12 protein-coding genes are annotated in these 14,711 nt (G+C 69.7%); 4 read left to right on the top strand and 8 right to left on the bottom strand.

What is annotated here, in order from left to right:
- Window positions 1-4: 4 nt before the first annotated feature.
- The 6 genes from SOM08_RS06940 to xseB all read right to left on the bottom strand — a co-directional run bounded on the left by SOM08_RS06940 (window position 5) and on the right by xseB (window position 6,902).
- Window positions 5-1,804, bottom strand: coding sequence for a TRAP transporter large permease (locus SOM08_RS06940; protein ID WP_116958507.1), 1,800 nt, complete (start codon window positions 1,802-1,804; stop codon window positions 5-7).
- 11 nt (window positions 1,805-1,815) lie between these two features.
- On the bottom strand, window positions 1,816-2,412 hold the full coding sequence (locus tag SOM08_RS06935) for a TRAP transporter small permease subunit (RefSeq protein WP_116958038.1): 597 nt from the start codon (window positions 2,410-2,412) through the stop codon (window positions 1,816-1,818).
- Window positions 2,413-2,560: 148 nt separating this feature from the next.
- Window positions 2,561-3,640 (bottom strand): TRAP transporter substrate-binding protein, encoded by a 1,080-nt coding sequence (locus tag SOM08_RS06930; RefSeq protein ID WP_322470371.1) that lies wholly within the window; start codon window positions 3,638-3,640, stop codon window positions 2,561-2,563.
- Window positions 3,641-3,810: 170 nt separating this feature from the next.
- Window positions 3,811-5,718, bottom strand: a complete 1,908-nt coding sequence (gene dxs / locus SOM08_RS06925) for a 1-deoxy-D-xylulose-5-phosphate synthase (protein WP_322470370.1) — start codon at window positions 5,716-5,718, stop codon at window positions 3,811-3,813.
- Between the two features lie 33 nt (window positions 5,719-5,751).
- Complete coding sequence (locus SOM08_RS06920; RefSeq protein ID WP_116958041.1) at window positions 5,752-6,654, bottom strand: polyprenyl synthetase family protein; 903 nt, start codon at window positions 6,652-6,654, stop codon at window positions 5,752-5,754.
- Complete coding sequence (gene xseB, locus SOM08_RS06915; protein WP_070398796.1) at window positions 6,651-6,902, bottom strand: exodeoxyribonuclease VII small subunit; 252 nt, start codon at window positions 6,900-6,902, stop codon at window positions 6,651-6,653. The genes SOM08_RS06920 and xseB overlap by 4 nt, the downstream gene beginning before the upstream one ends.
- 241 nt (window positions 6,903-7,143) lie before the next feature.
- Between xseB and SOM08_RS06910 the strand changes: the two genes are divergently transcribed.
- From SOM08_RS06910 to SOM08_RS06895, 4 genes are all read left to right on the top strand, one after another.
- Window positions 7,144-8,304 carry an aromatic ring-hydroxylating oxygenase subunit alpha gene (locus tag SOM08_RS06910; protein ID WP_116958042.1) on the top strand — a complete coding sequence of 387 codons (1,161 nt, stop codon included), beginning with the start codon at window positions 7,144-7,146 and terminating at the stop codon, window positions 8,302-8,304.
- A gap of 118 nt (window positions 8,305-8,422) precedes the next feature.
- Entirely contained in the window at window positions 8,423-9,313 is an 891-nt protein-coding gene (locus SOM08_RS06905) for a DMT family transporter (protein ID WP_116958043.1), read from the top strand.
- Between the two features lie 45 nt (window positions 9,314-9,358).
- Window positions 9,359-10,210 (top strand): sulfurtransferase, encoded by an 852-nt coding sequence (locus SOM08_RS06900; protein WP_116958044.1) that lies wholly within the window; start codon window positions 9,359-9,361, stop codon window positions 10,208-10,210.
- Complete coding sequence (locus SOM08_RS06895) at window positions 10,210-12,807, top strand: PAS domain S-box protein (RefSeq protein WP_116958045.1); 2,598 nt, start codon at window positions 10,210-10,212, stop codon at window positions 12,805-12,807. Before SOM08_RS06900 ends, SOM08_RS06895 begins: the two co-directional genes overlap by 1 nt.
- A gap of 22 nt (window positions 12,808-12,829) precedes the next feature.
- Here the strand turns inward: SOM08_RS06895 and SOM08_RS06890 are convergent, their stop codons facing one another.
- Both SOM08_RS06890 and SOM08_RS06885 read right to left on the bottom strand, forming a co-directional pair.
- The gene (locus SOM08_RS06890; protein ID WP_322470369.1) at window positions 12,830-13,642 is read right to left on the bottom strand and encodes a ZIP family metal transporter; all 813 of its coding nucleotides are present in this window, start codon (window positions 13,640-13,642) and stop codon (window positions 12,830-12,832) included.
- Window positions 13,643-13,782: 140 nt separating this feature from the next.
- On the bottom strand, window positions 13,783-14,682 hold the full coding sequence (locus SOM08_RS06885) for a dienelactone hydrolase family protein (RefSeq protein ID WP_322470368.1): 900 nt from the start codon (window positions 14,680-14,682) through the stop codon (window positions 13,783-13,785).
- Between the last annotated feature and the right edge of the window lie 29 nt (window positions 14,683-14,711).

Genomic DNA, 14,711 nt, shown 5'->3' with positions numbered 1-14,711 from the left:
GGTCTCAGTTGCCTTTGGGTTTCAGCGCGTCTTCCAGCGCCTTGTTCGGGTCGACCTCCGCCGGCGCCGCTTCTTCTGGCTCGGGCTTGAGCCCGTCGGCGGACGGCTCTGCCGACGGCGTCTCTTCCTCCGTGCCGTAGCCGCTGTCCTCGGACGGCGGCGCCATCTCGCGCAGCATCTCCTGCACGGTCGCGTTGTCCACCTTGACGGGTTTGCCCAGGCTGCCGACCACGATGCCCGGGTTGAGCATGACCACGGCGACCATGATCAGTTGAAGGACGATGAAGGCGATCGAGCCCTTGTAGATCTGCGCCGTGGTGACCGCCGGGATCAGCTGACCGGTGACCTTGTCCGTGTAGTCCTGGCGCGCGGCGACGCTGCGCAGGTAGAACAGCGCGAAGCCGAAGGGCGGCGTGAGGAAGGAGGTCTGCATGTTCATCGCGAGGATCACGCCGAACCAGATCAGGTTGATGTCCAGGCTCTGGGCCACGGGCACCAGCAACGGCACCACGATGAAGGCGATCTCGAAGAAGTCGATGAACATGCCCAGCACGAATACCAGGAAGTTCACGACGATCAGGAAGCCTATCTGTCCGCCGGGCAGCTTGTCGAACAGGTGCTCGACCCAGATGTGGCCGTCAGCCGCGTTGAAGGTGAAGCTGAAGACCGTGGAGCCGATCAGGATGAACAGCACGAAGATGGACAGCTTGGTGGTGCTCTCCAGCGCTTCGCGCAGCAGCTGGAGGCTCAGCGTGCGCCGGCCCGCGGCCATGATGAGCGCGCCCAGCGCGCCCATGGCGCCGCCTTCGGTGGGCGTGGCCACGCCCAGGAAGATGGTGCCCAGCACGAGGAAGATCAGCACCAGCGGCGGGATGAGCACGAAGGTGACCTGCTCGGCCAGGCGCGAGAGCAGGCCCAGGCGAAACAGGCGGTTGAGCAGCGCCAGCACCAGCGCGAGCACCGATGCGACGCTGATGGACATGATCACCACCTCGTCGCCACCGGGCGCCATCTGGCGACCGATCAGGGGGTTGATGATGGCCTCGTGGTTGCGGGCCCAGATCCAGCCGGCCACCGCGCAGATCACCAGCAGCACCAGCAGCGAGCGGTGGCCCGAGGCGCCGCTGGGCTCCGAGTAGATGCGCGCTTCCTTGGGCAGCGCCGGCACCCACTTGGGCAGCACGATGGCCACCACGGCAATGAACAGCAGGTACAGGCCCACGAGCATCAGACCCGGGACCAGCGCGCCGGCGTACATGTCGCCCACCGAACGGCCCATCTGGTCGGCCAGCACGATCAGCACCAGCGAGGGGGGGATGGCCTGCGCCAAGGTGCCCGAGGCCGTGATGGTGCCCATGGCGATGGTGCGGTTGTACCCGTAGCGCAGCATGATGGGCAGCGAGATCAGGCCCATGGAGATCACGGCGGCGGCGACCACGCCGGTGGTGGCCGCGAGCAGCGCGCCCACGAGAATCACCGCCACGGCCAGGCCGCCGCGCACCGGGCCGAACACCTGGGCCACGGTCGACAGCAGCGCCTCGGCCATGCGGCTGCGCTCCAGGATGATGCCCATGAGTGTGAAGAACGGGATGGCCAGCAGCGTCTCGTTCTGCATGATCCCGAACACGCGCAGCGGCAGGGCCTGGAACAGGCCGGACGGAAAGAGCCCGATCTCCATGCCGACGTAGCCGAAGAACAGGCCTGTGGCCGCGAGGGCGAAGGCGACCGGGAAGCCCGACAGCAGGAAGGCCAGCAGGCCACCGAACAACAAGGGCACAAAATTGTGGGTGAGGAATTCGACCATGGTGCGCTCGCTCAAGCCTTCTTATGGGAGGCGGTGTCGGCCTCGGACATTTCTCGCACCAGGAAATCGGCCTCTTCGGGCTCCTTGTGGGCCAGCACGTCGGGGCCTCGGCCGCTCAGAAACGCCGCGCGCTTGACGATCTCGGAGCAACCCTGCAACAGCAGGATGGCAAAACCCAGCGGAATCAGCAGGTACACCGGCCAGCGGATGAGGCCACCGGCGTTGGACGACATCTCGCCCGACGCCCAGGCGCGCGCGAACACCGGCCACCCTTCATACATCATGAGCAGGCACAGCGGCGCGAGGAAGATGACGATGCCGAGGATGTCCACCCAGTTGCGTTGGCGCGCGCTGAACTTGGAGGACAGGAAGTCGATGCGCACGTGCGCGTTGCGCAGGAAGGCGTAGCCGCCGCCCAGCAGGAACACCGCGGCGAACAGGTACCACTGCACCTCCAGCCAGGCGTTGGAGCTGGTGCCGAACACCTTGCGGACGATGGCGTTGACCGCGCTGATGAGCGTGGCCGCGAGAACGAACCACATCATCAGCCGGCCGATGCGGTCGTTGATGGCGTCGATGAATCGAGAGATCGAAAGTAAGGCTTGCATGTGAACCCCATGGGTATGGGCGTGGGCCGCGCGGCGGTGGCCGCTTGGCCGGGGGCCCCGCGGGCGTGTCACCCGCGGGACAGGGGCCACGAAGGCCCGAGAAAAAAACCCCGCCGTGGCGGGGTGCCGGCCCGGGGGCCGGCGAGGCTCAGAGCTTAGCCGATTGCATGTAGCGGTCGAACTGGGCCTCGGTGAAGCGGAACCACAGGTTCTGGTCCCGGCGGAAGTTCGAATAGTCGGCGTAGATCTTCTTCCAGTGGGGGTTGGAGGCGTTGAGCTCCTCGTACAGGCCCATGGACTCCTTGAAGGCCAGGTCCATGATCGGCTTGGGGAAGGCCAGCACCTTCGCGCCGCCGGCCACCAGGCGCTTGAGGGCCGCGGGGTTGCGCGCGTCGTAGCGGGCCTGCATCACCGTGTGGGCGTGCGAGGCGGCGTTCTCGACCATGGCCTTGTGCTCGGCCGACAGGCCGTTGTAGGCGGCCTTGTTGACGTAGAACTCGAGCTGCGCGCCACCCTCCCACCAGCCCGGGTAGTAGTAGTTCTTGGCGACCTTCTGAAAGCCCAGCTTCTCGTCGTCGTACGGGCCCACCCATTCGGTGGCGTCGATGGTGCCCTTCTCCAGCGCCTGGTAGATCTCGCCGCCGGGGATGTTCTGCGGCACACCGCCCATGCGCGTGAGCACCTGGCCGGCGAAGCCGCCGATGCGCATCTTCAGGCCCTTGATGTCGGCCGCGGTCTTGATTTCCTTGCGGTACCAGCCGCCCATTTGCGCGCCGGTGTTGCCGCCGGGGAAGTTGACGATGTTGTACTGGTCGTAGAACTCGCGGAACAGCTTGAGGCCGTTGCCGTCGTACATCCAGGCCGTGAGCTGGCGGCTGTTCAGGCCGAAAGGAATGGCGGTGGCCATGGCGAAGGTCGGGTCCTTGCCGAAGAAGTAGTAGGGCGCCGTGTGGCCCATCTCCACCGTGCCGGCCTGCACCGCGTCGACGACGCCGAGCGCTGGCACCAGTTCGCCCGGCGCGTGCACGCTGACCTCGAACTTGCCGCCCGACATCGCCTTGATGCTGCTGGCGAAGACGTCGGCGGCGCCGTGGATGGTGTCCAGTGCCTTGGGGAAGCTGGATGTCAGGCGCCAGCGGATGGTGGCCTGGGCGTGTACCGCAGGCGCGATGCCGGCAGCGAGCACGCCGGCGACTCCGGCATGCCGGATGAGAGAGCGACGGTCCATGTGTTTCAACTCCGTGGTGGTTATGTCGGCCCGCCACTGCGTGCGGGCGCCCCAGAGGGCCACGGAATTCTAGAAATCGACCCCGCGCTCACCTCGGGGGTTTTCCCTCGAAGCGAGGGCTTGCCCGGGGGAAGCGTTCAGCCTGGCGTCAGGCTGAGCGCGGCCGGGAATCAGGCTACGACCTTCAGGCCCGACGCACCGTCCAGGAGCGCGCCGAAGCGCTCGCGCACGCTGCGCTCGATGCCGGCGGCGTCCAGGCCCTGCAGGGACAGCAGCTTGGCCGGGTCGCCGTGCTCGATGAAGCTGTCGGGCAGGCCCAGTGCCAGCACGGGCAATTGAAGGCCCTCGGCCTGCAGCGCTTCCATCACCGCGCTGCCGGCGCCGCCCATCACGCAGCCCTCTTCCACCGTGACGATGGCCTCGTGCGTGCGCGCGATCTCGCGCAGCAGGTCGGTGTCGAGCGGCTTGGCCCAGCGCATGTTCGCCACCGTGGCACCCAGCCGCTCGGCCGCGCCAAGCGCGGGGTAGAGCAGCGTGCCGAAGGCCAGGATGGCCACGCGGCGGCCCTTGCGGCGCAGCTCGCCCTTGCCGAAGGGCAGGCCGTCCAGGCCCTCGGGCTGGGCCGCCCCCACGCCCGCGCCGCGCGGGTAGCGCACGGCCACTGGATGGTCCTGCGCGAAAGCGGTGGACAGCAGCTGGCGGCACTCGGCCTCGTCGGCCGGGCAGGCCACCGACACCTGGGGAATGCAGCGCAGGTAGGCGATGTCGTAGGCGCCCGCGTGCGTGGCGCCGTCGGCGCCCACCAGGCCCGCGCGGTCCAGCGCGAAGACGACCGGCAGGTTCTGCAGCGCCACGTCGTGGATGAGCTGGTCGTAGGCGCGCTGCAGGAAGGTGGAGTAGATGGCCACCACCGGCTTGAGGCCCTCGCAGGCCAGGCCGGCCGCGAAGGTCACGGCGTGCTGCTCGGCGATGCCGACGTCGAAGTAGCGGTCGGGGAAGCGGCGCTGGAACTCGACCATGCCCGAGCCCTCGCGCATGGCCGGCGTGATGCCGACCAGGCGCGAATCGGCCGCGGCCATGTCGCACAGCCACTGGCCGAAGACCTGCGTGAAGGTGGCCTTGGGCGGCGTGGCGGGCTTGGTCAGGCCCACGGCCGGATCGAACTTGCCGGGGCCGTGGTAAGCCACCGGGTCGGCCTCGGCGAGCTTGTAGCCCTGGCCCTTCTTGGTGACCACGTGCAGGAATTGCGGGCCCTCGTGGGCGTCCATGAGCTGGCGGATGTTCTCCAGCGTGGGGATCAGCGAGTCGAGGTCGTGGCCGTCGATGGGGCCGATGTAGTTGAAGCCGAACTTCTCGAACAGCGTGGCCGGCACCACCATGCCCTTGGCCTGCTGCTCGAAGCGCTTGGCCAGCTCGAACAGCGGCGGCGCGCCCTTGAGCACCTGCTTGCCCACGTGCTTGGCGGCGGCGTAGAACTGCCCGCTCATGAGCTGCGCGAGGTAGCGGTTGAGCGCGCCCACGGGTGGCGAGATCGACATGTCGTTGTCGTTGAGCACGACCAGCAGCTTGCCGTCGGCCACGCCGGCGTTGTTCAGGGCCTCGAAGGCCATGCCGGCGGTCATGGCGCCGTCGCCGATGATGGCCACGGCGCGGCGGTCCTCGCCCTTGGCCTTGGCCGCGAGGGCCATGCCCAGCGCGGCCGAGATGCTGGTGGACGAGTGGGCGGTGCCGAAGGTGTCGTACTCGCTCTCGTCGCGGCGCGGGAAGCCGCTGATGCCGCCGAGCTGGCGCAGCGTGTCCATGCGGTCGCGCCGGCCGGTGAGGATCTTGTGCGGGTAGGTCTGGTGGCCGACGTCCCACACCAGCCGGTCCTCGGGTGTGTTGAAGACGTAGTGCAGCGCGATGGTGAGTTCGACCGTGCCGAGGTTGGAGCTCAGGTGCCCGCCGGTGCGCGCCACGCTGTTCAGCAGGAACTGCCGCAGCTCGTCCGCCAGCGGCTTGAGCTGCAGGCGCGTGAGCTGGCGCAGCTGCGCCGGCGATGAGATGGTGTCGAGCAAGGCGGTGATCGGTGCGTTCATGGAGCGTCGTCGTTCACGGACGGTTCTCGGGCCTCAGCTGGCGCGGTGGGCCACCCAGTCGGCCAGGGCATGCAGCGTGCCAGGCCGCTCGAGGCCGCTGCGGTCCAGCGCGGCGTGGGCGCGCGCCAGCACATTGTCGGCATAGGTCTGGGCCGGTCCCAGCCCCATGAGCGACACGAAGGTGGGCTTGTCGGCCGCGGCGTCCTTGCCCGCGGTCTTGCCCAGTGTGGCCGAATCGGCGGTGACGTCGAGGATGTCGTCGACCACCTGGAAGGCCAGGCCGACGCAGGCGCCGTAGTCGGCGAGCGCGGCCAGGGTGTCTCGCGCCACGGCGCCGGTGGCCGCGCCCATGGTGACGCTGGCCTGCAGCAAGGCGCCGGTCTTGCGCCGGTGCATGGCCTCCAGCTGGCGCTGGTCCAGCGCGATGCCCACGCTGGCCAGGTCCACCGCCTGGCCGCCGGCCATGCCGTCGGCCCCGGCGGCCAGGGCCAGCAGGCGGCACAGGCGCGCGCTCATGGCGTCGCCCAGGCTGCCATCGCCGGGCACCAGCAGCTCGAAGGCCAGGGCCTGCAGGGCGTCGCCCGCGAGCAGGGCCTGGGCCTCGCCGAACTGGACGTGCACCGTGGGCTTGCCCCGGCGCAGCACGTCGTTGTCCATGCAGGGCATGTCGTCGTGCACCAGGGAGTAGGCGTGAATGAGTTCCACCGCGCAGGCGGCGCGCATCGCGGCGTCGGCCTGGCCGCCCACGGCCTCGCAGGTGGCCAGCACCAGCAGCGGGCGCAGGCGCTTGCCGCCGTCGAGCACGGCATAGCGCATGGCCTCGCCCAGGCCAGCGGGGGCGTCCAGGGGCACCCAGCCCGACAGCGCCTGCTCCACCGCGGCCTGCTGCGCGCCGCGCCACTGCACGAAGGTCTGGTCCAGCACCGCGCTCGTCATTCGGCCTCCCAGGGCTTGCTCTGCCCGGCCTCGAACACCTGGATCTGCTGCTCCACCGCCTGCAGGCGGTCGCGACAGAAGGCCAGCAGCTCGGCGCCGCGCTGGTAGCGCGAGAGCAGTTGGTCAAGGGGCAGCTGGCCGGCGTCGAGCTGGGCAACGAGCTGTTCCAGCTCCTGCAGCGCGGCCTCATAGCTGGGCGCCACGGGCGGTGTCTCGGCGGGGGCCTTGCGGGCGGGCGGTGGCGTCATGGGCCTCGTGGGAAAGAAACCCCTGGGGGGCATTCGAGACAAAGCGGTCATTTTAGCGAGGGGGCATTTCCGCCGCCCCACGCCCGATGTACCCCAGGGGTACAATCGCGCTCTTTTTTTCCGAAACGACGGGCCCTGCGGGCCCGGAGGGACGCACCCACACCCATCCCGCGCGAATTCGTCTGACGAGCACAGCGCTTCCCTGCCCCTTCATAGGGGGAGTCTTTAGGTCAGGACAAGCATGTCTGATTTGAGTCTTCAACTGCAGCAGGCCAAAAGCCAATTCCCGGTGTCGAGCTACTTCGACCAGGCGCTGTTCCAGCGCGAGCTGGAGACGATCTTTCAGCGCGGGCCCCGCTACGTGGGGCACGCTCTTTCCGTTCCGAACATCGGCGACTACCACGCCCTGCCGCAAGAAGGCGGGGGCCGCGCGCTGGTGCGCACGCCCTCGGGCGTCGAACTGATCTCCAACGTCTGCCGCCACCGCCAGGCCATCATGCTCAAGGGCCGCGGCAACCTGCAGGGGCACCAGCCCGGCCACGCGGGCGGCAACATCGTCTGCCCCCTGCACCGCTGGACCTACAGCGGCACCCACACGCCCGCCGGCGCCGGCCCCGCCGGCCAACTGCTGGGCGCGCCCCACTTCGCGCACGACCCCTGCCTGAACCTCAACAACTACCGGCTGCGCGAGTGGAACGGCCTGCTGTTCGAGGACAACGGCCGCGACATCGAGGCCGACCTGGCCGGCATGGGCCCGCGCGAGACGCTGAGCTTCGAAGGCATGGTGCTCGACCACGTCGAACTGCACGAATGCAACTACAACTGGAAGACCTTCATCGAGGTCTACCTCGAGGACTACCACGTGGGGCCCTTCCACCCGGGCCTGGGCAACTTCGTCACCTGCGAAGACCTGCGCTGGGAGTTCCGGCCCGAGTACTCGGTGCAGACGGTGGGCGCGCAGAACCTGCTGGGCCAGGCCGGCAGCCCCACCTACCAGCGCTGGCACGACGTGCTGATGAACTACCGCCAGGGCCAGCTGCCCGAGCACGGCGCGATCTGGCTCACCTACTACCCGCACATCATGGTGGAGTGGTACCCGCATGTGCTGACCGTCTCCACGCTGCACCCGATCAGCGTGGACAAGACGCTCAACATGGTGGAGTTCTACTACCCCGAGGAAATCGCCGCCTTCGAGCGCGAGTTCGTCGAGGCGCAGCGCGCGGCCTACATGGAGACCTGCATCGAGGACGACGAGATCGCCGAGCGCATGGACGCGGGCCGCAAGGCCCTGCTGGCGCGCGGCGACAACGAGGTCGGCCCCTACCAGAGCCCCATGGAAGACGGCATGCAGCACTTCCACGAGTGGTACCGCGAGAAGATGGGAGCGGCCTTCCAGGGCTGATGGCGCACCACACATGACAGCCAATGCGAGTGGGTTTCGCCGTCGGGTCGCCCCCAGGCGAAACGCGCCTCCCCGGGGGTTAGCGACCCGCGCAGCGACGGAGCGTGGGGGTTAGGTCATGCAGGCACTCTGGATGCTGCTCGCGTCCCTCTTCTTCGCGAGCATGGGCGTGTGCATCAAGTTCGCCGCCGCGCACTTCAACAGCTTCGAGACCGTGTTCTACCGCGGCCTCGTGGGCATGGCCTTCCTGTGGGGCCTGTCGCGCTGGCAGGGAGTGTCGCTGGCCACCCGGGTACCCATGATGCACGCCTGGCGCAGCCTGGTCGGCACGATCTCGCTCACCGCCTGGTTCTACGCCATCGCCCTGCTGCCGCTGGCCACGGCCATGACGCTCAACTACATGAGCAGCGTGTGGATCGCCACCTTCCTGCTGGGCGGCGCGGTGCTCACGCAGGCGCGCGGCTCGCCGGTTCGCGAGCAGGCGCCGCTGTTCTTCACGGTGATCGCGGGCTTCGTGGGCGTGGGCCTCATGCTGCGGCCCAGCTTCCACCAAGACCAGGCCTTCGCCGGCCTGGTGGGCCTGCTGTCGGGCGTGTTCGCTGCCCTGGCCTACCTGCAGGTGGCCGCGCTGTCCAAGGTGGGCGAGCCGGAGAGCCGCACGGTCTTCTACTTCTCGCTCGGCTCGGCGCTGGCGGGGCTCCTCGGCATGCTGTTCGTCGGCGCCAGCCCCTGGCGCTGGCCCGGTGCGCTGTGGCTGCTGCCCATCGGCCTGCTCGCGGTGTTCGGCCAGCTGTGCCTGACGCGCGCCTACGCGCAAGGCGCCACCATGGTGGTCGCCAACCTGCAGTACTCGGGCATCGTGTTCGCGGCGCTGTTCGGCATCACCGTGTTCGGCGACCGCCTGCCGCTGATCGGCTGGGTCGGCATGGCGCTGATCGTCGTCAGCGGCATCGCGGCCACCGTGCTGCGCTCGCGCACCGTACCGCCCGTGCCTGCGGAAGAACCCTAGCCCCGGGCCACGGGAAACGCATGCGATCTGCATCACAATGTGCGCATGCTTAACTTGTTGATTCAGGTCCGCGAGCTGCGGGCCCTGCTCGACGCGGGCGCCCCCGTGCTGGTGATGGACTGCAGCTTCGACCTGATGAACCCGGCCGCGGGCCGCGCGCAGTTCGAAGCCGAGCACCTGCCCGGCGCGATCTACGTGGACCTGGACCACGATCTCAGCGACAAGGGCCGCCCCGCCAGCGAAGGCCGCCACCCCCTGCCCAGCCGCGAGCGCTTCGCGGCCCGGCTGGCCGAGCTGGGCCTGAACCCCGGCGTGCAAGTGGTGGCCATGGACCGCCAGGGCCTCAACTACTGCGGCCGGCTGTGGTGGATGCTGCGCTGGTGCGGCCACGAGGCCGTGGCCGTGCTCGACGGCGGCCTGGCCGCCTGGAAAGCCGCCGGCGGCGCGCTGGACAGCGGCCCGGCGCAGGCCCGCCCGGCGGGCGGCTTCCGCCTGGGGCCTTCGCTGGCGCCCACGGTGGACACGGCGGGCCTGCAAGCCCGCCTGGGCCGGGCCGACACCACCGTCATCGACGCGCGCGCGGGTGCGCGCTTTCGCGGCGAGGTCGAGCCGCTGGACCCGGTGGCGGGCCACGTCCCGGGTGCGCTCAACCGCCCCTTCGGCGAAAACCTGCAGGCCGACGGCCGCCTCAAGCCCGCCGACCAGCTGCGCCGCGAATTCGACGCACTGCTGGGCGGCCGCGACCCCGCCGGCGTGGTGCACCAATGCGGCAGCGGCGTGAGCGCCGTGCCCAACCTGCTGGCCATGGCCGTCGCCGGCCTGGGCACCACCACCCTGTACCCGGGCAGCTGGAGCGCCTGGTGCAACACCGAGGGAACGCCACGTGCGAGAGGCTGATGCAAGGGCCTGACTCGGTCGGCGTATCGGCGCGGGCCGAGACGCCCGACGCGGCGGACCTGCGCAAGACCCTGCTGTGGGTCTGCATGGTGGTCGGCATCGCGGCCCTGGGCATCGCCGCCGTGGACCTGCTGCTGTCGCCACCCGAGCAGAGCGAGGCCACCATCGCCGGCGCCCTGTCGGCCATCGCCTGGGCCTGCTGGCTGGCGCTGCGCACGCGCCGGCTCTCGCCGGAACCGGTGGCCGCGCTGGTCATCCTGGGCGTACTGGCCACCGCCACCTTCTCGGTGATCGCCTATGGCTCGGTGCGCACGGCGGTCAACTTCCTGTTCGTGGCCGCGGTGGTCGGGGCGGGCATCTTTCTCGGACGGCGCGCGCTGCTGGCCTCGGTGGTGGTCACCGCCGCGCTGCTGGGCCTGCTGGGTTGGATCGAAGCCCAGGGCGGCTTCGCGCACACACCCAACTTCTCGATGAACCTGCGCGTGTGGCTCACGCAGGCCACCACCCTGGTTGTCGTGGGACTGGTCGTCATGCACGGCCGCGCCGTCAGCCTCCGTGCACTGCAGCGCCTGCGACACGAGCTCGAGCGGCGCCACCAGACCGAGCAGGAGCGCGACCGCAGCCTGGAACGCTTCACGCGCATCTTCCGCTCCAGCCCGAGCCCCATGATCGCGCAGTCCGCGCGCACGGGCGCCATCCTCGACGTCAACCCCGCCTTCGAGCGCTGCTACGGCCACCGGCGCGGCCAGGTGCTGGGCCGACAGGACACCTTCCTCTGGGCCGACCCCATGGAGCGCGAGCGCTACATGGAGCGCCTGATCGCCGAGCGCCACATCGCCCAGCACCGCGCCCGCGGCCGCCGCGCCGACGGCAGCGAGTTCGACGCCATGGTCTCCAGCGAGATGGGCAACGACGAAGAGGACCGGCTCATCATCACCACGGTGAGCGACATGACCGGCCGCGAAGAACTCATCCGCCGCCTGCAGCGCTCCGAGGCGCTGTTCTCCAAGGCCTTCCACTTCGCGCCGCTCAATCTCACCATCACGCGCCTGTCCGACGGCCGCTTCCTGGAAGTGAACCGCGCCAAGGACAAGGCGCAGGGCCTCGAACCCGAGGAGCTGCTGGGGCGCACCTCGGTGGAGGTCGGCGCCTGGCTCACGCCAGAGGACCGCGAGCGCTTCATCGAGCGCCTGCGCCGCGACGGCCACGTGGACGGCTACGACACGCAGATGCGGCACAAGGACGGCACGCTGGTCGACTCGCGTGTCTGGGCCGAGATCGTCGACATCGACGGCGAGCCCTGCATCCTGTCCTCCAGCGTCAACGTCAGCGAGGAAAAGCGCCGCGAGGCCCTGCTGCTCGAGGTGGCCAAGGGCGTGGCAGCCGAAACCGGCGAGGCCTTCTTCGCCGCGCTGGCGGAGACCCTGAGCAACGCCATCGGCGCCAACCTCGTGGCCCTGGCCGAGACCACCGACGACGGTGAACTGCAGACCCTGGGCGTGTGGCGCGACGGCCGCGCCGCGCGCAACTTCCGCTTCAACGTGGTCGGCACGCCCTGCGCCGACACCCTGCGCCAGACCGGCCTGATGACCTGCACCGCCCAGCTGGCCGAGAACTACCCCAACGCGCCGCAGCTGCGCGCCCAGGGCTTCCAGGCCTACCTGGGCCAGGCGCTGCGCGACGCCGACGGCCAGGCCACGGGCATGCTCATCGCCATGTGGCGCGCGCCGGTGACGGTGAAGGCCGACGTCCAGGCCCTCATCTCCATCTTCGCCAGCCGCGCCAACGCCGAGCTGCTGCGCCTGCGCCGCGAGCGCGAGATCGTGAGCCTGAACGAAACGCTGGAGCAGCGCGTGCGCGAGCGCACGGCCGAGCTGCAGAAGCTCAACGCCGAACTCGACGCCTTCGCCTACTCCGTCTCGCACGACCTCAAGTCGCCGCTGCGCGCCATCGACGGCTTCACGCGCCTCATGCAGGAGCAGCTCGATGGCAAACTCGACGAGGACACGCAGCAGCTGTTCGACCGCGTGCTGCAGTCCTCTCAGCGCATGGGCGCCATCATCAACGACCTGTTGGCGCTGGCGCGCGTGAGCCAGGGTGTGCTGCAGCGCAGCCCCATCGACCTCAGCGAGCTCGCGCGCAGCGTGCTCGACCACGAACTGGCACGCGCGCCGCAGCGCCGCGTGCGCGCCGAGCTGGCGCAAGGCCTGGAGGCCGACTGCGACCCGCGCCTGGCCCGCATCGTGCTGGAAAACCTCATCGGCAACGCGCTGAAATACACGCGCGACCGCGAGGAGGCCCACATCGAGTTCGGCCTGGACGGCATTGCCGAGGACGGCACGCCCAGCTTCTTCGTGCGCGACAACGGCGTGGGCTTCGACATGAAGTACGTCGACCAGCTCTTCAAACCCTTCCAGCGCCTGCACCGGCCCAGCGAGTTCGAGGGCACCGGCATCGGCCTGGCCACGGTGCGCCGCATCATCGAGCGGCACGACGGCCGGCTCTCGGCCGAAGGCGCCGTCGGCCAGGGCGCCACCTTCCGCTTCGGTTTTGGCAACCCGCCGCGCTGGAGCGAGAGCGAGTCGCAGAAGCTGTGATCGGGCGCCCGGCCCGGCGCGATCAGTGCCCGCCGTGCGCCAGGCCGCTCACCAGCGTGACCATGCCGATGCCCACCGCCAGCCAGGCGATCTGCGCCGCCGTCTCGCGCAGGCTCAGCCGCTTCTGCAGCTGCGGGATCAGGTCGGCCAGGGCCACGTAGACGAAGCTGCTGGAGGCCGCCACCAGGAAGTACGGCAGCCAGTCGTCCAGCGAGGCCAGCAGCGCGTAGCCCACCAGGCCGCCCAGGGCCGTGACCGTGCCCGCCATCGACACCTTGAGCAGGGCCGCGCGCGGCGAGCGCGAGGTCTGGCGCAACACCACCAGGTCGCCCATGTGGTGCGGCACCTCATGCGCGAGCACCGCCAGTGCCGCCACCACGCCCAGCCGCAGGTCGGCCACGAAGGCCGAGGCGATCAGGATGCCGTCGCCGAAGGCGTGCACGCTGTCGCCCAGCAGCACGGCCCAGCCGCCGGCGCGCCGCTCCTCGTGGTGGTGGTGCCCGTGGTGGTGGTGGTGGTGGGCGTGCCCGTCCCCGGCCTCCTGGCCGTGTTCATGGCCATGCTCGTGGCCGTGGTGCCAGAGCTCGGCCTTGTCGAGCAGGAAGAAGAACACCAGGCCGCCCAGCAGCAGCGCGAACAGCTCGTGCGCGCCGGCCGCGCTCTCGAAGGCCTCGGGCAGCAGGTGCATGAAGGCCGTGGCCAGCAGGGCGCCGGCCGCCAGGCTGAGCATGTGCTGCGTGAAGCGCGCCAGCATGGCGTAGCCCAACAGCGCCGCGATCCACACGCTGCCGACACCGGCCGCGACGGTGCCGACAAGAATGGCCAACAAGGTCATATCAGTATTCAGTTACTCGGTAGAACAAGACCTGCGGAGCACGGGCGGTCGAACCGAGTGACACCGCGGAACCGGCTGTGCCGGGCCGCCGGTGTCGCCCCCTTGAGGGGGTCGCGCAAAGCGCGGCGGGGGGTCTCGTTTCAGGCCACGCCGTGCTGCTTGAACCAGGCCAGGGCACGCTTCCAGCCGTCCTCGGCCGGCTCCTTGCGGAAGCTCGGCCGGTAGTCGGCGTGGAAGGCGTGCGGTGCGTCCGGGTACACCACGAAGGTCGACGCCTTGGCCGCCGCGCTGCCGCCCGCCAAGGCCGATTTCATCTTATCAACCGTGTCAAGCGGGATACCGGTGTCGGCCGCGCCGTAGAGCCCCAGCACCGGGCCGTGCAGCTGGCCGGCCACGTCCACCGGGTTCTTCGGGGTGAGCGCATTCTGCTGCCCCACCAGGCGCCCGTACCAGGCCACGCCCGCCTTCACCGCCGGGTTGTGCGCGCTGTACAGCCAGACCTGGCGCCCACCCCAGCAAAAGCCGGTGATGCCCAGCTTGCTGGCGTCGCCGCCGTTGGCGGCCGCCCACTTCACGGTGGCGTCCAGGTCGCCCATCACCTGGGCGTCGGGCACCTGGCTGATGACCTCTGCGATGAGCTTGGCCATCTCGCCGTAGCCCTGGGCATCGCCCTGGCGCACGAACAGCTCGGGCGCGATGGCCAGGTAGCCCGCCCTGGCGAAGCGGCGCGCGGTGTCGGCGATGTACTCGTGCACGCCAAAGATCTCGGACAACACCAGCACCACGGGCAAGCCGGTCTTGCCGGCCGGCGCGGCGCGGTAGGCCGGCATCTTGAAGCCGGCCACGTCGATCATCACCTCGCCCACGGTCAGGCCGTCGGACGGGGTGCGAATCGCCGTCTGGGCCATCAGCGGCGCGGCGGCGGCGGCATAGCCCGCGCCCAGGGCGGCCTTGAGGGCGGTGCGGCGGGTGGCCCCGGCTTGATCGGCACTGCCGCCCAACAGGGCTTCGGCGTCGCGGGTCATGTCTTGTTCGAGCATGGGTTGTCTCCTGACGGGTGGTGGAAAGT

This window comes from Hydrogenophaga sp. SNF1, from assembly GCF_034421675.1.
GTDB lineage: Bacteria > Pseudomonadota > Gammaproteobacteria > Burkholderiales > Burkholderiaceae_C > Hydrogenophaga > Hydrogenophaga borbori.
This window is presented reverse-complemented; position numbering and strand designations above follow the sequence as displayed.